This is a genomic window from Acinetobacter sp. YH12063 (genome assembly GCF_013419715.1).
Taxonomy (GTDB): Bacteria; Pseudomonadota; Gammaproteobacteria; order Pseudomonadales; family Moraxellaceae; genus Acinetobacter; species Acinetobacter amyesii.
In genome coordinates this window covers 1-21,373 of sequence record NZ_VOZO01000002.1, presented here as the reverse complement: position 1 = coordinate 21,373, position 21,373 = coordinate 1, and the positions used below count along the sequence as shown (strand labels likewise).

Genomic DNA, 21,373 nt, shown 5'->3' with positions numbered 1-21,373 from the left:
CATACTGTCTATAACCCTAAAAGGCAAAGGATGCAGTGCTCATTAGAAACTAAAAATTATTTATTCATCGACTTTAATGCAGCACGGATAATGTCGCTGGCTTCAGTAAAGTCACCTTTGGCAGCATTCACTAATTTTTGTGCTTCAATTGGTTTGTAGCCCAGTGATTGCAATGCAGCTTCAGCTTCAGCAACGGCAGAATTACCAGTAAATTGGATTTGCTCCGAAGTTGAATTGCTTGGTACTGTGCCAGATGACATCGCTTTAAAACGGTCACGAAGTTCAATCATCAAGCGTTCTGCGGTTTTTTTACCTACACCCGGAACTTTGACTAAAGTGTTTACATCTTCATGTTCAACCGTGTGAATCAGCATTTCAACGCTTAAGGTCGACAAAATGCCCAGTGCCATTTTTGGGCCAACGCCGTTAACTTTTAATAATGTACGGAAGATCAGTTTTTCTTGCGCATTGCTAAATCCATACAGCAGTTGTGCATCTTCACGAACAGCCAAATGTGTCCACAGGGTGATTTTTTGACCTTTCTGTAGTTGGCAAAATGTTGAAAGTGGGGTGTCAATTTCATAGCCCACACCATTTACATTGAGTAATACTGTTGGTGCTTCCAATGCCAGCACTTCACCAATTAAACATCCGATCATGTCATTTATTCACTTTATTTAAGTTCAGACTATATTTAAGTTCACTGTGGGCATTCCCCACATGTTCAAGTTTGTTGTGAGATTAGCGTGAAGGATAGTGAATTGCTAGCCTTCACATTTTTTCAGCTTTAAAAGAAACCAACTTTATTACCTTGAAGTTCTTGTGCAAGGTTATAAGCCTGATGATCTGAAAACTTAGAGATGATATCGAGTACTTGCATAATATTGTCATAATGCGACATACCAAAATGTGCTCCTGAACGATGTAAAATAGACATCAATCGTTGCTCTTTAAAGCTCAAAGTTTTATTGGGCGTGGTTAGTGGAATAAAGGCATCCAAAATATTTTGCAAACTTTGGTGCGCAATAATTTCTAATCCTGCTTTATGTGGATGTTCAAAGATTTTATCACGAGCCAGTTCTTTTGCACGGTTAATCCCGATTTCAATATCTTCACTGCAATATTGCAATAAACTGCCTTTAAGTTGACCTGACAAAATTTCATGATGATGGCGGGCGAAGGCTGTCGTGACTTCTTCGACTAGACGTTTCATCACACGACCACGTAATGCAGCTATTTTTTGTTGCCAAGTGGTATCAGTCATCGCCAATTCGGCAGGTATGCCATAGTCACCGACCAGATCAAGGAAAATTGGCTCAACTTCGTTATAGTTCAACATGTTGAGGATAATGCCATCTTCAAGGTCAATTAAGGCATAACAAATGTCATCTGCGGCTTCAAGCAAATAGGTCAAAGGATGCCGACAGTAGTGATATTCACCCAGTTGAATTAAACCGAGTTGCTCTGCAATTTGCTGCAAGATGTCTTTTTCTGCTTGATAGCAGCCAAATTTAGCTCGTTGGCTCGCAGGTTTATTGCCTTGTGATGCAATGGTTTTTGAAAGCCAGGGGTATTTTAAATATGCACCCAACGTTGCATAGGTTAAACGCATACCACCATCATTTGGATGATAATCAATTTTAGTCAGTAGGCGTAAACCTTGGGCATTGCCTTCAAACTGTCTCACATCGGCTTCTTCTTCAGGGCTTAAGTCCTGTAAAAAGTTGGTGTGTGATGCATCATCAAACCATTCTCGAATAGCATATTCACCTGCATGGCCAAAAGGTGGATTACCAATATCGTGTGCCAAGCACGCAGCTTGAATAATTGCACCGACATCGGCAGGTGAAATCCACATCGGGAGTTCATCTTTAATTTTTTCCGCTGCCAACATCCCCAATGAACGTCCAATACAAGACACTTCTAAAGAGTGCGTCAGGCGAGTATGAATGCCATCATGTTGGGTGAGGGGATGGACTTGGGTCTTGCGGTTTAATTGTCGAAAGCTTTGCGAAAAAATAATGCGGTCGTAGTCTTTGTGGAAAGGGCTACGTGCCTGTTCAGAGCTATGTTTATTACTACCAATACGAACTGTAGAAAGCAGTTCAAGCCAACGCATTTGAGTCATTTATCATTATTCATTTATTACTTGAATTGAATAATGCCAAACTTAGTTGAAAATCACTAGAGTGGAGCGACATGATTTGGCGTTTCTGTTCCTAAATATTTAGACACATACATAAATTTTTTTCGAAATGATTCTATTCCAATGAATTTCAAAATTAAGCATCATAGAGTGCAATGCCTTAGAACAATGAGCAAATGAAATTACAAGAATGTTAAATTTACCATTTGCTAAATTATTCTTATAGAAATGTTTAATTTATAATCACTTGCTAGAAATATAACTATTTTCAGTGATAGAAAAATAAGTCAATAGTGATACTTTACGAAAATCTGTTTCTTTTTTATTAAAAATTGTAACTAAAAAAGCAGGCAGATTCTTCTTCTAGGATCACTTATGAAATTATCAATCAAAAAATTAAGCTTGTGTATCGCTATTGCAGGATGCATGAATTATGCACATGCAAACAATCCTGTGGATTTGGCAAATAAAGAAAATGAACGTTTACAACAAAATATACAAGAACGGCTGAAATATGAACAACAGCAATTATTACAATCGTCAAAGCCACCAACACGAATAGAAGCAGCTGCGCCAAGTATTGGTACAAGTGATTCAGGTCCTTGTAATGATATTCAAAAAATTGAAGTTTCTGGGAATCATTTACTTAAAAATAAAGCACTAGACTCAATTATATCTCCTTACACCAATAGTTGTATGAATACACATGCGATTGAAGGATTGATGAGTCAAATTACTGCTTCATATTTAAATCAAGGTTATGTCGCGACAAGAGTCTATTTGCCAGAACAAGATTTAAAATCTGGAATTTTAATATTACAAATAGAAGAGGGAAAATTAACAGAGCTAAAAACAACCGAGAGAGCGCAAGGTACACTATCTTTGGCGACTGCTTTTGGCTTTGTAAAAGGCAAACCATTGAATCTGCGTGATCTTGAGCAAGCGATTGATCAAATTAATCGCCTCCAATCAAATAATGCCAAAATGGATATTTTAGCTGGCGAACAGCCCGGTGAAAGTATTATTGTTTTTGATAATGAGCCTTCAAAGCGACTGAATGGATATTTTAGTTATGACAATAAAGGGCAGGATTCAACAGGCGAAAATCAAGCAGCATTGGGGCTTAGCCTAGATAATCCATTTGGTTTAAATGACTTAATTAATGTTTCATATAATAGATCATTACCTTTCAATATAAATCGAACTGACTCGTTTTCTGCGAGTGCAATGTATGTTTTGCCATTTGGTTATAACACATTGAATTTAAATGCATCTCGCTCTGAATATGACAGCACAATTGATACTGGCTTAAATCAACTGGTATCTCATGGTGAAACTGTCACCTACTCGGCAAAGTTAGATCGACTCATACACCGTGGATTAAACAATCAATTTCGTATAAATGCAGCACTTACCTCAAAAGATACAGAAGCCTTTTTAGAAAATATCAAACTTGGGGTGAGTAGCCGAAAACTAAGTGTATTAGATTTAGGTCTTAACTATAGTGATCGATTATTTACAGGTTTAGTCAATATGAATCTTGGCTATGCCAAAGGCTTAAAAGTATTTAACGCTTTGGAAGATGCCTCAGATTTACCAGCAGATATGCCTAAAGCGCAATTCGAAAAATTGAGCTATGGCATCAGTTATTTAAAAGGCTTTAACTGGTTAGGACAAAGCTTTAGCCTTTCTAGTAGTTTCTCAGGGCAGCAAGCTTTTGATCCACTTTATGGTTCAGAACAATATTCAATCGGCAGTTTATATAGTGTACGTGGCTTTAATCAAAACTCTTTGAGTGGTGATCATGGCTATGCATTTAAAAATGATTTAACCCTTAATAAAGCTTATGACATCAATGGTACGGCTGTTTATGCACGCCATGTACTTGGTCTAGATTACGGCAAAGTTGATAGCAAAGTAAATTCAAACTCCGTTGGTGAACTCAGTAGTGTCAGTTTGAGCACGACCTTCAACGTAAGTAACGTTTCTCTCGAGTTAATCGCAACTCAACCTATTCATCAAGAAAACTTTATGAAGAAGCAATCTGCTGACTTTTTCTTCTCTACGACTGTTTCATTTTAAGGAATAAACCATGAATCATATTTATAAAACAATTTGGAATAAGTCAAAGAATGCATTTGATGTTGTATCAGAAACAGTTTCTTCTAAAGGAAAAGATACATCAGGTAGTAAAGATGGTGCACAGTCGGTAGTAGGGAAAGTAACAGGCTTTTTTGCGGTACTTACACCTTTGGCGGCCATGCTATTTGTGCAACAAAGCTTTGCAAATGTAGAGGTCCAATCTGGCAATACACGTGTTTATAATGCCAATAATGGTGTACAAGTTATTGATATTGCAACTGCAAATGCAGCAGGAATTTCACATAACCGCTATTTAAATTATAACGTAGATAAATCAGGCCAAGTCTTAAATAATGCCGCGATGAAGCCAGATGCGTTATCTGTGATGACTCAGTTAGCTGGAAAAATTCAAACTAACAAAAACTTGGATAAAAGTGCGCGCGTTATTTTAAATGAAGTTACAGGTACAAATCGAAGTCAGCTAAGTGGTCATATTGAAATTGCAGGAGCTAAAGCTGACCTTGTTATTGCAAATCCGTATGGCATTACATGTTCAGGTTGTGGATTTATTAACACAGATAGAGCAACACTAACAACGAGCACACCACAGTTTGCAACTGATGGCTCAATTAATGGTTACAGTATTCGTCAAGGAAACATCACTGTAAATGGAAATGGCTTAAATGGTTCAGAACAGAACCTTTTACAATTGCTTTCCCGTAATTTGAATGTAGACGGTCAAATTAATGCCAAACAACTTGAAGTTGTTACAGGTGCACATGATTATGACGCTAAAACAGGTCAGGTCACCGCTGTTAGTGACTTACAAAATAATCATACCTATGCAATAGACTCTACATTGCTTGGAGGGATTTATGCAGATCGCATTAGTTTAATTTCGTCTGACCAAGGTGTCGGGGTGAAAATGCTAGGAAATGTAGCGGCTAGTGCTCAGGACTTTATTTTAACTGCAGCAGGGAAAATTGAGCTAAAAAACAAAATATCAGCAAAGGAAACAATCAGTCTTCAAAATACCAATGCTTCAGTGCAACAAATAAACCTTGCTGGTAGTTTAAGTGCAAAAAATATTGAAATTGGTTCGCAAGATAATGATCAAATCGACTTAGGTATTACAGATGGAACTATTGATGCAGAAAACAATGCCAACTTTACAACTAAAAATATGGCATTGAATAAGGCTATATTAAATGTCAATGAAAAGCTGAATATCAAGAATAAAGAAAAACTAACGGTTCAAAATTCAACGCTGGCTTCAAAAGAACAACTATCGATTGAAAGTGGAACACTGACAACACATGGTGCAACTGAAATAGCATCATTAAGCAGGGATATATTACTTAAAGCACAAAATAATATTGAATTGAACCAAAATACAAAAGTCATTGGACAAAAAAATGTATTGGTTCAGAGTCAATTTGGAAATATTAATATTGACCAAGCGAAGCTTAAGTCGACAACAAGCAAGATTGATATACAAGCTGAAAATATAGATTTAAATGCTGAAGCTGATGCGGAATCAGTTCAAATTCAAGCCAATGATCAGCTTAATATTGGTCAAAATAGTGTTTTAAAAAGCCAAAAAACATTGGATATAGCAGCCAAAGATGCAAATGTTCAGGGGCAAATTTTTACAGTACAACAGAAAGCCAATATCGTTAACAATTTAACTATCGGACACGCTTCAGTTTGGTCAGCGACAGATGAGATGAATCTGAATGCTCAAAATATTGAATTGGCAGGTCAGTTGTATGCAAAAAATAATAAAATCTCGGCTGAAAACAATTTTATAACACAAGAAGATTCGCTTATTTCAGTAGCTCAACAATTGTCACTCTCTGGAGAAAACATACAATTAGCTGGCAAGAATTATGCAGAGAACATTGATGCTACAGCACAATCTATTTTGTTGAAGAATTCTGCAGATTTAATAGCTGAAAGTAAAACTCATCTGAAAGCATCTGATTTGGTTCAAATCGATGGTTATGTCGAATCAAATCAAGTGAAATTAAATTCTGATAAAAATCTAAAAGTGACTCAGACAGGTCTTTTAAATATTATCGGAAGTGTTGAACTACAAGCAAAAGATACTGAATTATCAGGGAAAATATACGCAAATCAAATTAATTCAACAAGCCAAGATTCCATAGTGGTGAATGATTCGGCATCGTTAATTGCCCAAGATCAAGCTACATTACAAGGAACCCATATTAGTTCTAGTGGTCTGATTTTTGCAAAATCACTAGATTTGAATGCAGTTGAAACATTGAAATTAAGCCAGCTAGGTCAACTTGCTGCAACTGATCTAGTGAAGTTGAGTGCAGAAAATATTGAGCTTCTAGGGCAGCTTAAAAGTATTAATTCACAAATTACTGCCATCAATACATTCAATGTCGGAAAGGATGCATCGCTTTTACATCAGAATTATGCAGATATTGTTGCGAAAACAATGTCAATTGAGGGCGGAATTTATGCGCGTAACGCAACTTTAAAAGCTGATGAAAAAATTGACATTAAACATACAGCTGAATTGGTTGCTAACGAAAAAATTTCTGTGAAAGCATCTGATCTTCAACAAGATGGATTGTTAAATGCATCTAACCTAAGCTTAGAGGCAACAGATGAACTAAAATCAGCTGATAGTGCGATTTATTCCATTATTCAAAATGCAGATTTAAAAGCTAAAAATATTCAATTGAAGGGTAAATTTGTTGCTGAAAATGCAGATATACAAGCTACAAATCATTTAATTCAAGACGCAAAAATTAGTGTTCAAAATGAAGCTAAACTAGGTGCACAGGATATAAATGTTAGTCGTACAATTTTGTCTAAAAATACAACTTTGACGGCTGGAAATAATCTTGATTTGAGTAAAAATAGTGTACTGATTAGTGATGAAAATATTGTATTAAATGCAGAAAAGCAATTAAAAATATCTGGTCAAACCAGTTCTAAAAATATTCAAGTACTGACTAAAGGTCAAGCAATTATCGATGATTCTGCAGTTGTTATTGCTGAACAAATAGCGTCAGTTCAAGCTGGAAATATTGACCATGCAGGATGGATTGAATCAAAAAATACATTGCTTACAGCACAAGAAGATTTAATTACGCAAAAAGATGCAGTACTAAATTCTTCACAAAATTTAAGCCTGAATACTAATAAATTAGTTAATGATGGCCTTGCTTATGCTGGCTTAATTGATGTTAATGCAAGTGATATTATTGTTAATCAAGATGGCTTATTCAGTGCATCCGATATGCTTGAGATGACAGCCAAAAAAAGCCTAAACAATTTTGGTAATTTGTTTGGTAAAAATCAATTAAGCATTGATGTTTTAAATCTAATAAATTTGGGTGCAATACAGTCAAATAAATTAAGCTTTAGTGACTTAAATGAATTTATAAACCAAGGATCTATTTTTACGAATTCTAATTTGGATATTCGTGTAAATAGTTTTGATAACAGCACATCAGGTTTGATCAGCAGCAACGCAAATTTAAATATTTTGTCGCGTAAATCAGACATCCAAAATGATGGTTCACTGTTAGCTGTAGATTCTATTAAGCTAGAAACAGCAGATTCCGCTGCTAAAGTATTAAATACTGGGTTGATACAGTCTGAAAATAATATCGATATAATTAGTACTAAACTAGATAATGAAAATAAGATAGTTGCTAAAAATGTTGAGATAGATGCAAATGATTTAACTAATAAAGGTAATATTTTAGCCTATGATCAATTAGATGTAATAAATAATCAAAGCTTAACTAACTTTGATAAAGCTGTTTTACATGCTGGAAAGCAACTTCATATTACCTCCTCAGGTCAAATTATTAACCAAGGTGATATTTTGTCAGGTGGCCAAGCAAGTTTAATCAGCTTGGATACTAAATCATCAGCTGGAATTCAAAATGATGGGTTAATTATGACCTATTCAAATGATGCAACTGATCAACTTACATTACAAGCAGCAAATATTCAGAATAAAGATATTTCAAGTTCAAACTTGAATTTGAAAACAAATTTATTTCGCAATATTGGGCGTGTAGATGCATTGAATTTACAACTGTCGAAATTGGATTTGACACAAGTGTTGAATATTTATAACAATAAAAATGCAGAATTCAATATTTACACGAGTTTTATCGCAGATAGGATTAATTTATTAGATAACTACGGTAGTCTATATTTAAGTGGTAAAAATGCTCCAAATACCGATTTGAATGAGTTGGTTGTTGATACTTTTAATAATAAAGCTGAAGCTTCAGCATATTTTTATAATGCACAACTTAATTTAAAAAATCAGCCTTTCTTTGATAATTTGGGGACATTGACTTTGCATAGTGCTAAATTATTGGCAGATACTATGCAAAATACTGCAACAACAAACTTAATTTCATCTGATTTGATTTTAACTCATAATTTTACAAATGAGATCAATGGTTTTGTACGTGCAGACTCTAAGAATAATTCGATCAAAGCAGCACAGATTAATAATAAAAACTTGATATTTGCAAATGAGAATTCACAGTTAAATATTGATGCAGATTTATTGGTCAATGAGATTGCTTTGAGTAGTGAAGGTGAATCCCTTGATTCTGCCATAGTGTCTAACGGTGAGTTGAATTTAAATACTCAAATTGAGCATGCAAATAAAATTGAAAACTCAGGCAGTATTTATGCCAATGTATTAAGTATTGGTTCAGAATCGAGAAATAATACAGATATTGAGAACAAAAAACATGGCACAGAATTTTCTAGTTATAAAGTACAACAAGATGGTTCTAAGTTATTTACTGATACGGGTTCAGGTGGCGTAATTTCAGCTTTAGGTGATATTAATATCTATGCCAATAACTTTACCAACAACTATTTATTGAACAGTAAAAACGGTAATATTTTAATTGACACTAAAGGTGATTTTATTAATTCAACAACTTATATGGGTCATGCACTATCAAATAAGTTAACTTGGAAAATACCAAAAAATGTCGGCATTGGTTGGAATAGTGAAAAGAAGGTAAATAAAACTGGGACGGATGAATTTGGTAATACCATAGTCTGGAATCAGATTGCCTTCCAGGGAGATAAAGGCCATGATAATGGTGTTAATGCGGGCTTTATCACCGAGATTTGGACTAAAAATACTGATTTGTCAGTTAGACCTGATAGTGAAGGAACTGAAGATCAGTATTTTAAAACTTTAACAAATTATCTAAAGCATACTGAGTCCGCTAGCATCATTGCAGACGATGGTAATGTCACGATTAAAGTCGATAAATCTGGGCAAAATTTAGGTGGTCAGATTTATGCGTCTGGCAGTGTAATTGACGGCAAAGGCCGAATTAATTTAGATTTAGCAAAGGATGCAGTCTTTAAAAATGAAAGTTTAGAACTTGTTCGTGATCAAAAAGTGACAGTTCAGTATTTGGCGATCTCTGATGAAGTTGATAAGCCTAGTCGATGGGACGTGGGTGTTTTTCTGGTCAAAGATGGAACAAGCGGCTTTAAAATACCGACAGAACTCAATGGCTTAAACATTGAAGATGATCAGGAAATTAATTATCTTGTTCATTATATTCAAAAAATATTTTATGAATCTTTGTCGGACACGGACAAAGCGTTATACGAAAAACAAATAGCTGCAGGTAATGTCAACATTAAACAAGATGAATTCTTTGCTGATTTAGAACAATATCTTTTTTATAAAGATAAGGTTAAAAATGAAGATATGACTAATGTTGTTGATGTATTTAAGAAAAAAATTATTGCGGGTAATTATTTTAGTTTAGGTAGTCCGCTTACAACTAATTCTGAAAATTATGAACCGACCAAGAAATCCGTTATAGCTGCATCAGCTATCGTTAAGGTAGATGGTAATGGGCATTTTATTAATTCAATTTATGCACAAGATGTTTCTGAAAAAGATAAACCGGAAAATAGTTCAATTTCTAATCCTAAAACTCCTGAACCCGCTAATCCCTTAAATGACTGTAACAAGGAATGCGGGAATATAACTCCAGAAAAACTTCAAAATTTTGAACAAGATACGTCAAAAAATGGTGTGGAGGAGGGATCTGTAGATCCAACCAAAATCGAAGGTGAAGGATCTCCATCAGATCAAAAAGATATTGAAACTGATCAAGATCTTAGTCAAGAAAATAAAGCAGAAATGACGCAAAATGCAGATGATGTTGATCCTGGTGATTCAGAAGAAAAGCCTGAAGAAACCTTGCCTGTTGAACGCCCAGTTTATCCAGTAGATAAAATTCCAACTGTAGATATTAATTTACCGGCGGGTCGTAATACGGAATATATTCAATCTAAAGATCCAACTTCCCAGTATTTGGTAGAGCGTAATCCAATTTATGGCGAATCTGCAGATGTTATTGGTTCAAGTTATTTAAATGAATTATTAGGAATTGATCCTGACGCATTATTAAAACGTTTAGGTGATGATAGCTATGAAATGAATTTGATCCAAAAGCAATTGGACCAGCTTGGTGGGCGAAACGTCTTGGCTTCTGGATTTGAATCACAAGTTGAAATGATTCAACGTCTATTTAGTAATGCTGCTGAAAGTCAAGAAATTTTAAACCTTGAATATGGTAAAGCATTATCTGCGGATCAATTGAAAAATTTAGATACCGATATTGTTTGGATGGTCGAACAAAAAGTTGCTGGTCAAACCGTACTTGTTCCACAAGTGTATTTGAGCTCTAAAACAATCAGTGATATTGAAACTACAGGTTCTGTGTTGCGTGGTAACCTCGAAGTTTCATTGGATGTAAAATCATTTACGAACAATGAATCCACTGTTAAAGGTGGTTATGTAAATATTACTTCTTTAAACGATATTAATAACCTAAGCGGTAAAATTTCAGGTGATGATATAAACCTTACTTCAACTCAAGGTTCGGTAAATAATATTACTAAGGTTTATAATTTTGGTGGTGATGCATATAACGAAACTGTTGTTGGGCCAAAAGCAAGTATAGTAAGCAAAAACTCTTTAGTGATTGATGCTGCAAAAGATATTAATAATATTGGTGCTGCATTAAAAGCTGAGGGAGCCGCTATGCTAAATGCTGATGGCGATATTAATATCTCTGCAATTGAATTTAAAAAAGCGGAAACCAAAAATATTAAGCGCGGTGATGTTATTTATGAGCAAAAAGATGAACAAGGTAATGTAATTGCAACCACAAAGAGTATCGGTAAAGGTACGATGAATTCCCAAACTGTTAATCATGAAGGTTCTGATGTCAGTTTTGGTTCAGATGCAGCAATGATTAGTGGCGGAAATACTGTTATTTCAGGTAGTAAGTTGGATGTTACCGGTCAGCTTTATGTACAAACGGGTGGTGATTTTAAAATTGAATCCGTTCAAGATACTGAACAAGTTACATCACAATCATCTCGTTCAGGCTTTGGTGTTGGCGGTGGTATTTGGGGTAAACAATCTCAAGAAACTAAAGATTTTAAAGGTACAAATAATGCAAGTGAGGTCACAGTAGGAAGTATTGTTGTTGACTCTGCAAATAAAATCGTGATTGAGGGGTCAAATTTAAATATTAATGATAAAGAAAGTTTAAGTATTTTAAGTGGCAAAAAAGGAGTTGATATTCTTGATGGTAAAGATGAACAACACCATGAGAAGAAAACTACAACCACAACATATTTGAAAGCAACCAATAGTGGGCAAAAAGACAATAATAAACCGATCTACGGCACGAAGACAGAGCAAATTGATTCTGAAGCACCTCAAAGTTTAACGACTCAGAGGTATTTAGATTCAACACAGGATCAAAGTGATACTTTTGTCGAAGCGAATGCAGGTACTGAGAGTTCTAAACTTAAGGTTGGGGCTGAAGCAAGTGTAGCAGTTGGTGCGAAAGGAGAAGCTAGTTTAAGGTTCTCAGAAAAGACCGTTGAAGTAGAAAAAAGTGGTGGTACTTCAAGCATAAGTTCAAATGTTAATTCTGCAGGTAGCTTATTAATAACTTCAGAAGAAGGAACTGTAAATGTCCGTGGTTCTAAAGTTGATGTTCAAGGTGGCCTAGGGATTAATGCGAAAGCTTTAAATGTGACCGCTGGACAAAATACTGAATATGCAAGCCGTGATAAAAAAGTGACATCAAGCGGTATTTATTCAGAAGCAGATGCGAGTGCCAACGCAGGAGTGGGTGTAGGTGCGTCTGTCGGTGCAATGGGTGTAAATACTGGGGTAAATGCAGATGTCGCAGCACAGGTTAATACGACAACTACCATTGGTGCTAAGGTCGAAAAAGAATCCGAATCTATGTCGAGCACAACCCATAATTTATCATCACTCAGTTCTGGTACGGGTGGTATGTACATCAATGTAGATGAGACAGCAACTTTCCACGGTGCAAATGTATCTTCAGCTGGAAATTTAAAAATAGAAGCTAAGGATATACATAATCTTGCAGTGCAAGATACGCACGAAGAGACGCGCTCAAGTTCTAGTCGATTAGCAGGTGTTTATATTAGTGGGCAAGCAGAAGCAGGAGCGAGTGCAAGTGCGGGTGCTGGAGCTGATGCTAGTAATATTAATCCAGTGCAGGGAAGTGCTCAAGCAAGTGCAGGGGCGAGTGCAGAAGCTGGAGCTGGCTTGCGTGTAGCGACTGAAGACAGCAAAGAATCTTTCAAAAGCGTTACAAATAAAGGCAATACATTTACTGCTGGTGGCGAATTCTCAAGAACAGCATTAAATGGAATTGTAGATGAAGCGACGCAAGTTGATGCAGGTAGCGTATTCCAAAAAGCGGCAACTATTACAGATGTAGCTGTGAGCGATTCTCAAACATATTCGAAAAATTCTTCATCACATGATGCAAGAATCGGGGTCTATGCTTCTGCTGAAGCTGGTGTAAGTGCTTCTGCAAGTGCAAGTGTTGGAGTTGTTGCAGCAGATAGTCAGAGCACATCGAGAAGTACTGGTCTGTCTGCAGGAGTTAGTGCCTCTTACACAGGGTCAGTGAGTTCGGAATCGAGTCATGATACGCAAGCAGTAACATCGAGTTTTGTTGCACGAGAGGGTGGAATAACTTCCATTTCAGAAAATGCAACAACCTTAAATGGTGCTCAGTTCCAGTCAGTTGGTGATATTACGATTCAAGCTGGAGAATTAAACTTCAATGCAGCACGAGATACGCATTCGTCTAGTAGTTCTTCAAAAGATATTGACGTAAGTGCCAAATTGGGACTTGGTCCAGGTAAAGGCGACTTTGAGGCGAGTGCAAGTTATGGACAAAATAACAGTCAGATGCAAAGTTCTCAGGCAGTGGTTGGTAGCTTAGATTCGACGGGTGGTAATATTCGTATTTCAACCACGGGTGATGCAAACTTTGAAGGTACTCGATTTGCCGCTAACAATACATCTATAGAGGGCGAACATGTTAATTTGCGTGCCGCCGAAAATACAGCTAGTCAAAGTTCTACTGGATTTAATGTTGGAGCAGGATTTTCAACAGGCGCAAAAGCCGATACTCCAGCAGAACAAGTAAAACGGTCAAGTACAAATAATGGATCTGCTACCACTGAAGACTGGCGCCATGAAGGTGGGGTAAGTGCTGAATTTGATATTAGTAACTCAAGTTCTAAAACCTATCAAGGTAGTCAAGTCACAGGTACTGGTTTTAGTGTTGTTGCTCGAGCAGGTGGTACAGCCGAAAATCTAAATACTTCAAATGTTAAACCAAATGCTAATTCTGCAAATTTAGATAACTCAAATACTGAACAAAATGGAGTTACACTAATGAATATGAATGAAGTACAAAAGAAAAATCAGCAATCTGGATTTGAATTAAGTGGAGCAGCATCTATTGATTCTCAAGATCTTCGGGATGTTCGCAATGCTAGAGACACCTATAATGCACCTAATAGTGCTCCAGGCAGCGTCAGAAAATCGACAGAAACAATTACGTCCAATGTGAACAATAGTCTAGATGATATAAATCTGCTTAATCAAAAAACCAATAGTCGAGCAATAACAGATATTTTGGGTAATGGTCTGAATAAAGTTAAAAATGCAGTTCAGTCAAATGGAACACCACGCCCATAATACTTAAAATAAATTGACTAAAAGGCTACCCATGGGTGGCCTTTTAGTTATAGGAGGTTTTATCTTAGTTAATCGAATTACTTGGTTTCCAAGTGCATTTTTTAATAGATATGTTGTAGGTCTATTCTTTGAAGTAAGGAAATATTATAAAATATTTCAATGTTATGAGTATTCTTAATATTGCTATCAACACATTCTGTCAAACTTAAACATTCAATTTTTTTAACTGAAAATAAAGGAATTCTTAGTATTTATTATAGGAATTATGCTGAGAAACGTGTTTTGCTATCTAGCTGATTTCACCAATACGCAGTAGAATATGCGCTCTCTTCAAGTCACATTGCGGCTTGGTTCAAAAGACCAGCCCGTGGAGCCAAAATCAGCATGTTTATCGTGGCCGGTGCACCAGCACACTCTTCTTTTAAGAAAACGCAACTATTAACACGTCTATCTTCGATTAGTTCTGTTCAAGCAATTGAAAGCCAATTGGTTTATTTATTTGACCAAGCGCTGAATGAGCAACAACAGCAATCTGCTTTACAGCTTTTAAACGATGGTCAATCTTTTGAACTGCGCCAAGCTGCAAGTGATGAAGTCCAAATATTAGTGACGCCACGCGTCGGGACAATTTCTCCGTGGTCGTCCAAGGCAACAGATATTTTTGCCAACTGTAATACACCGGTTCATCGCCTTGAACGCGGTGTTTTATTTACTTTGAAGGGCGTAAATGCTGTTTCTGATGAAGTAAAACTGGCATTGCATGACCGCATGACAGAAAGCGTGTTCAATCAAATTGAAGAAGCGACTGCGTTGTTCTCTGAAACTGAACCAAAGCCGCTAAATGCAATTGATATTTTAGGTCAAGGCAAAGAAGCTTTAGTGAAAGCAAACTCTGAGTTTGGTTTTGCACTATCTGACGAAGAAATTGATTATTTAGTTGCAGCGTTTAACAAGCTTGGCCGTAACCCGCATGACATCGAATTGATGATGTTTGCTCAAGCAAACTCTGAGCACTGCCGTCATAAAATCTTTGGTTCTGAATGGACAATTGATGGCGAAGTTCAGCCATTGTCATTGTTCCAAATGATTAAAAACACGTATAAAGAATCTCCAGATGATGTTTTGTCTGCATATAAAGACAACGCATCAGTGATCGTGGGCTTTGACACTCAACGTTTCTATCCGAAAAAAGACGAAGAAACAGGTCAGCACGTTTATAAATATAAGAGCCAAGCTGCTCACATCTTAATGAAGGTGGAAACGCATAACCATCCGACAGCAATTGCGCCATTTGCGGGTGCTGCGACAGGTTCAGGCGGTGAAATCCGTGATGAAGGTGCAACAGGCCGTGGCGGTAAGCCAAAAGCAGGTTTAACAGGTTTCACTGTTTCTAACTTGAACATTCCGGGCTTTGAACAGCCTTGGGAAGAAAACTACGGCAAGCCGTCTCGTATGGCATCTCCGCTTCAAATTATGATTGAAGGCCCATTGGGTGGTGCTGCGTTTAACAACGAATTCGGTCGTCCTGCTTTAAATGGTTACTTCCGTACCTTTGAACAAAATGTAAATGGCGACGTAAAAGGTTTCCATAAGCCAATTATGATTGCTGGCGGTTACGGTAACATCCGTCCTGACCATGTTGAAAAAGATGCAATCCAACCGGGCGATCTTTTAATCGTACTTGGCGGTCCTGCAATGTTGATCGGTCTAGGCGGCGGTGCTGCGTCTTCTGTAGACAGCGGTAAGTTAGGTGAAAACCTAGATTTCGCATCTGTACAGCGTGAAAACCCAGAAATGGAACGCCGTTGCCAAGAAGTGATTGATGCATGCTGGCGCATGGAAGATCATAACCCAATCGTGTCTGTACATGACGTGGGTGCGGGCGGTATTTCAAATGCAATGCCTGAACTTGTGAACGATCATGAGTTAGGTGCAATTCTTGATCTTCGTAAAATTCCATCATTGGAAAAAGGCATGTCTCCAATGGAGATCTGGTCGAACGAAGCGCAAGAGCGTTATGTATTGGCCATCCGTCCAAGCTCTTTAGAATTATTTGAATCACTATGTGCACGTGAGCGCTGCCCATTCGCCGTATTAGGTGAAGCAACTGAAGCGCGTCAATTGACTGTGAACGATCCACTGTTTGAAAACAAAGCTGTGGATATGCCAATGCAAGTGATGCTTGGCGGTACACCGCGTATGAGCCGTTCATACGAAACGATTGAACGTAAAGGGGATGACTTTGCTGCGGCACAAGTCACCGATCTGAAAGATGCGATTTACCGCGTCTTGAAAAATCCAACAGTTGCTTCTAAATCATTCCTAATCACCATTGGTGACCGTTCAATTACCGGTATGGTTGCACGTGATCAGTTCGTCGGTAAGTGGCAAGTGCCTGTAGCGGATGCTGCAGTAACAACGACGAGCCTTGTCGGTTATACAGGTGAAGCGATGGCAATGGGTGAACGTCCACCAGTTGCATTGCTCAATCCTGCTGCTTCTGCACGTTTATCTGTAGCAGAATCAATTTCAAATATCATGTCTGCAAAAATCGACCAGATCAGCGATATTAAATTGTCTGCAAACTGGATGGCTGCTGCAGGTCAACAAGGTGAAGACCAAGCGCTATTCGAAGGTGTTAAAGCCATCGGTATGGAAATGTGTCCTGCATTAGGTATCGCAATTCCAGTAGGTAAAGACTCATTGTCTATGCGTACTACTTGGAATGACGAAGGCGAAGACAAGTCGGTAACTTCTCCAATGTCAGGCGTGATCACAGCATTTGCACCTGTGACTGATGTTCGCAAAACACTTACACCTGAACTTAAAAACATCGAGTCTGTACTGGTACGTATCGATCTTTCTAAAGGTCAATTCCGTCTAGGCGGTTCGATCCTTGCTCAGGTTTATAAAGCAATCGGTTCTGTTACACCTGACGTAGACAGCTTCGATGACTTCAAAGCATTCTTTGCATTGGTTCAAGACTGGAACAACCGTGGTCTAATCAAGGCTTACCATGACATCGGTGATGGTGGTCTATTGGCAACTGTTGCAGAAATGATGTTTGCTTCACGTTTAGGTGTGGCACTTGAAGATCAATCGACTGCAAGCTTGTTTGCAGAAGAAATTGGTGCAGTGCTTCAAATCAGCAAAGCGGATTGGGCTGCATTAGAAGCTGAAGTTGCAGCGTCTTCATTGCGCGATGCAATTGCGGTTGTGGGTACTGTAAACGATACAGATACTTTAACTGTAAATGGTTTGAGCTTAGACCGTGCTGAATTACAGCAAGCTTGGACTGAAGTGTCGCATCAAATCCAACGTCTGCGTGACAACGTAGAAACTGCGGATCAAGAATATGCGTTAATCGCAGACAAATCACATGCAGGTTTAATTGCAAAACCAACATTTGATTTGAACGAGCCAATCGAAGCACCGTACATCAATGAACGCCGTCCAAACATGGTGATTCTGCGTGAACAAGGTGTAAATGGTCATGTAGAAATGGCTGCTGCATTCGATAAAGTCGGCTTCAACACTGTAGACGTACACATGAGCGACTTGCTTGCTGGCCGTATCAGTCTTGATGACTTTGAAGGTTTAGTGGCATGTGGCGGTTTCTCTTACGGTGACGTATTGGGCGCAGGCGGCGGTTGGGCTAAATCAGTATTATTCAATCCTAAACTTCGTGACCAATTTGAGAAATTCTTCAACCGTGATGAAACTTTCTCTCTAGGTATTTGTAACGGCTGTCAAATGCTGTCTCAGCTTGCACCACTCATTCCGGGTGCAGAAGCTTGGCCTCGTTTCCACCGCAATACTTCAGAGATGTTTGAAGCGCGTGCTGTAAACGTACGCGTTGAAAAATCAAATTCTGTATTGTTAGAAGGTATGGAAGGTTCGATTCTTCCTATCGCTGTTGCACATGGTGAAGGCCGTGTGGTTGCTAGCGCGGAAAACATTGCAGCATTGAATGCAGGTGATCAAGTGATCTTGCGTTATGTAGATAGCCAAGGCAACCCAACACAGCATTACCCAATGAACCCGAACGGTTCACCAGAAGCGATTTCAGGTGTAACGTCTAAAGACGGCCGTGCAACGATTATGATGCCGCACCCTGAACGTAACTTCCGTGCGATTCAGCACTCTTGGAAACCTGAAGATTGGGATCAAGACGGTGCTTGGTTACGTATGTTCCGTAATGCACGTAAATTTATTGGTTAATTGATTTAATCAAAAATTTAAAAAGCCCCGAAAGGGGCTTTTTTTATGGCGAAGAAATACTCAACGTTCAGTGTTTTAAAAGGTTCAGCTTTTCGTTTAAGATGAGTTGCTAAAATAAAAATATAGATAACTTATGAATCTACAAAAATTAGTAAAAATTCCCCTTATTGTTATTCCGAGTATTATTTTTCTGAATGGCTGTGAAGCGTATATGTGGCGACAGAATGTTGTACAGCTCAATGAAGTGGAAAAAAGAAGCGGACAACTTCAACTGAATACTGATCACAATTTAATGGGTTCGGATACAGATCTGAATGGTATCCGTGATGATATTGATCTTTATATCACTCAAAATTTTAAGCAGATAGAGCAGCAAAGGGCAGTCAGCCAATATGCGGTGCAATTACAAAAGAGCCTATTAGTAGATAAACAGAACCTAGTACAGGTTAAACAGATTTCATTTGAGAAATCACGTGCGATAGGGTGTATTTATGAGCGGTTTCCTGTAGATACTTTGCCGAAAGCAATGACGGTTGTTAAAGATATCAGTGCAATTACCATGAATACTAAAATACGTTTTAAAGCGCATTTAGCATTTAGTCAGGCTTTGGATGGAACTGTAATGACATTGGCTAACAGTAATCTATGTAATAAATAATATTGTAAAATAATGTCTTAATTTTACCTTATGGAAAAATATTAAAACATTGGTTAAGATGCCTCATTATTATGCCACCTATTTGGTGGTTTTTTGTGTCTGCAACTTTTGCAGTCTCCCATGCTGAACTTGGTTTAGATTTTGCTTTTATATTTGTGGAAACATGCTAGTGTGTAATTTATGCACAATAGCTATACAAAATAAAAGAAAGATGGATAACTAAACGAGTTCAGTATCGACACTCATGATGAGGTGATGACATGATTAAAACAGTAGATTATTCGGCAGTAGATAAGTCTGCACTGCGTAAAAAGGGCTGGAAGCTTTTTGGTGCAGTCGTGTGTTTGCAGTTAGTGTTTTTAGTTTTGGGTTATGCGTTGCAGATGTAATATTTGAAATATAGAAACCGCCGTGAGGCGGTTTTTTTATTTTGAGATTCTTTTTATTTTGACAGGCCAAAAGTAACAAAACCCTTTTGTTAGACTGATGGGACATCCTATCCCGCTGTCTAAGGCGACATTCATGTCGCTAGCCATGTGATTAAATATTAGTAATTATTTTTTTTCTTTTGTTATCATGTATTAAATATAAAATTTATGAGTTAAACATTGAAAACAAAAAACAACAGATTAAAAGGAAATACAGTATTTGGCTTTGTTGTCGGTTTGCTCGGAATAGCCTGTGGCTTATGGCTTTTAATTTTTCTAGAGAAAATATCGGGGGCTGAATTTGTTGCTTTTAGCTTTGGATTTGCTGTAATTGGACTGATTATCGCTTTCGCTGCAGAGGTGCAGGAGTTTTCGATTGCAGGAAATGGAGTCAAATTAAAAGAATTAAGATCGGAAGCTGAGAAAACTATAGAAGAGTTGAAAGAAGCGAGAACAGTATTATTTAGAATTTTAGTTGAAAAAAGTATTAACAATTCTGGTGGATTCGGAAGTAATAATGCAGTAGATGAGAGAGTTGATCATTTTTTGAATTTAGTTAATGATGTAGAGAAGTTTGATGTTATTGATGATTTAAAAAGTGATCTTTCAAGAGCTCTAAATATAATAATGGTTGGACAATATAATGAATTATGCATTATTCATAAAGAACCAAAAAAAGTAGGTGATGATTTTAGTAATAGTGATAAACCACATTTTTTGTATATTGCATTAAATGATGAAGTAATTAAATTATATAAAGGTAATCAAACACCAGTTGTAGACTTTGATACTAAAAAAAGTGAAATTATGGGTGGGTTAGAGGCATATTCAAAGCTATATGCTATAAAAGTCAAACTTGATAAATTAGAAACTGATAATGCTTAAACTGATCTACTACGTCCCAGAATCACATCTTGAATCTACCAAACTTGCCGTATTTGAAGCAGGTGCAGGTGGTATAGGCAACTATGAACACTGCGCTTGGCAGGTGTTAGGTACAGGGCAGTTTAAACCCGTAAAAGGTGCAAATCCGTTTATTGGTGAGTTGAACGCTTTGGAGCAAATTCCTGAATGGCGAGTGGAAACCATTGTGCCTGAAGAGAAGGCGAGTGCTGTTGTGAGGGCTTTAAAGGTGAGCCATCCCTATGAAGAGCCAGCCTTTGAGTTTATTCAAATGGTGAATATAAATTTTTAATTCACAATGAAAGTTCCCTCTCCTTCTAAAAGAGAGGGTTAGGGAGAGGATTTATATGATTATCTTTCCCCTCATCCTAACCTTCTCCCAAAGGGAGAAGGGACTTACCTATCACTTAAAACTAATCGCTGTTCGAATTACACAAGTTATGTATGCTAATGAATCGGTTCTGCTTTTAAACATTCTGAATAAATAAATTACGATCAAAACGATATTGTGGGAAGAACACGCCATCTTCTGCACGTTCACCAGCACCAATCACCATCACAGGATATTGTTGATTGTTTAAACCTAAAATTTTCTTGACCAAAGGTTCATCAAAACCTTCCATCATACAACTGTCAAAACCATAGGCACGTAAAGCCAAAACTAAGTTTTCACAAGCCAATGCTGTGGTTTTGCTCGCCCTGAACCGTACCGGGTTTGTCGGAGACCACTTTTCTTGAGAGAATGTCCCGATGAAAAAAGTAAAATACACCCCTGAAATCAGAGATAGAGCGGTTCAATTATTGATTGAATCTGAAAAAGATTATCC

At 37.5% G+C, this 21,373-nt stretch carries 10 protein-coding genes; 7 read left to right on the top strand and 3 right to left on the bottom strand.

From position 1 onward, the window contains the following. Positions 1-56 precede the first annotated feature (56 nt). Both ruvA and FTU12_RS02910 read right to left on the bottom strand, forming a co-directional pair. Positions 57-659: a Holliday junction branch migration protein RuvA gene (gene ruvA, locus FTU12_RS02915; protein ID WP_180023328.1), complete on the bottom strand. Its 603-nt coding sequence runs from the start codon at positions 657-659 to the stop codon at positions 57-59. 128 nt (positions 660-787) lie between these two features. Next, complete coding sequence (locus FTU12_RS02910; RefSeq protein ID WP_180113723.1) at positions 788-2,128, bottom strand: deoxyguanosinetriphosphate triphosphohydrolase; 1,341 nt, start codon at positions 2,126-2,128, stop codon at positions 788-790. Positions 2,129-2,521: 393 nt separating this feature from the next. Between FTU12_RS02910 and FTU12_RS02905 the strand changes: the two genes are divergently transcribed. The 7 genes from FTU12_RS02905 (at position 2,522) to FTU12_RS02880 (ending at position 20,838) form a co-directional block, all read left to right on the top strand. Continuing rightward, a complete protein-coding gene (locus FTU12_RS02905; protein ID WP_180113722.1) occupies positions 2,522-4,228 on the top strand; it encodes a ShlB/FhaC/HecB family hemolysin secretion/activation protein in 1,707 nt (568 codons plus the stop codon). Between the two features lie 10 nt (positions 4,229-4,238). Further along, positions 4,239-14,336 (top strand): hemagglutinin repeat-containing protein, encoded by a 10,098-nt coding sequence (locus FTU12_RS02900; RefSeq protein WP_180113721.1) that lies wholly within the window; start codon positions 4,239-4,241, stop codon positions 14,334-14,336. Between the two features lie 384 nt (positions 14,337-14,720). Further along, positions 14,721-18,557 carry a phosphoribosylformylglycinamidine synthase gene (gene purL / locus FTU12_RS02895; RefSeq protein WP_180113720.1) on the top strand — a complete coding sequence of 1,279 codons (3,837 nt, stop codon included), beginning with the start codon at positions 14,721-14,723 and terminating at the stop codon, positions 18,555-18,557. A 133-nt stretch (positions 18,558-18,690) separates the two neighbouring features. Then, on the top strand, positions 18,691-19,215 hold the full coding sequence (locus FTU12_RS02890) for a hypothetical protein (RefSeq protein ID WP_180113719.1): 525 nt from the start codon (positions 18,691-18,693) through the stop codon (positions 19,213-19,215). 260 nt (positions 19,216-19,475) lie between these two features. Beyond that, entirely contained in the window at positions 19,476-19,604 is a 129-nt protein-coding gene (locus FTU12_RS16400; protein WP_257227276.1) for a KGW motif small protein, read from the top strand. A gap of 219 nt (positions 19,605-19,823) precedes the next feature. Further along, positions 19,824-20,528 carry a hypothetical protein gene (locus FTU12_RS02885; protein WP_121531200.1) on the top strand — a complete coding sequence of 235 codons (705 nt, stop codon included), beginning with the start codon at positions 19,824-19,826 and terminating at the stop codon, positions 20,526-20,528. Next, entirely contained in the window at positions 20,521-20,838 is a 318-nt protein-coding gene (locus FTU12_RS02880) for a YqfO family protein (protein ID WP_180113718.1), read from the top strand. The genes FTU12_RS02885 and FTU12_RS02880 overlap by 8 nt, the downstream gene beginning before the upstream one ends. A 175-nt stretch (positions 20,839-21,013) precedes the next feature. Here the strand turns inward: FTU12_RS02880 and FTU12_RS02875 are convergent, their stop codons facing one another. Then, entirely contained in the window at positions 21,014-21,298 is a 285-nt protein-coding gene (locus tag FTU12_RS02875; RefSeq protein WP_373684135.1) for a nitroreductase family protein, read from the bottom strand. Positions 21,299-21,373 lie beyond the last annotated feature (75 nt).

Excerpts from the sequence above, each read along its gene's own strand:
- FTU12_RS16400 (WP_257227276.1), top strand. The coding sequence starts at position 19,476 with ATGATTAAAACAGTAGATTATTCGGCAGTAGATAAGTCTGCACTGCGT.
- FTU12_RS02905 (WP_180113722.1), top strand. The coding sequence starts at position 2,522 with ATGAAATTATCAATCAAAAAATTAAGCTTGTGTATCGCTATTGCAGGA.
- purL (WP_180113720.1), top strand. The coding sequence starts at position 14,721 with ATGTTTATCGTGGCCGGTGCACCAGCACACTCTTCTTTTAAGAAAACG.
- FTU12_RS02910 (WP_180113723.1), bottom strand. The coding sequence starts at position 2,128 with ATGACTCAAATGCGTTGGCTTGAACTGCTTTCTACAGTTCGTATTGGT.
- FTU12_RS02890 (WP_180113719.1), top strand. The coding sequence starts at position 18,691 with ATGAATCTACAAAAATTAGTAAAAATTCCCCTTATTGTTATTCCGAGT.
- FTU12_RS02900 (WP_180113721.1), top strand. The coding sequence starts at position 4,239 with ATGAATCATATTTATAAAACAATTTGGAATAAGTCAAAGAATGCATTT.
- ruvA (WP_180023328.1), bottom strand. The coding sequence starts at position 659 with ATGATCGGATGTTTAATTGGTGAAGTGCTGGCATTGGAAGCACCAACA.
- FTU12_RS02880 (WP_180113718.1), top strand. The coding sequence starts at position 20,521 with ATGCTTAAACTGATCTACTACGTCCCAGAATCACATCTTGAATCTACC.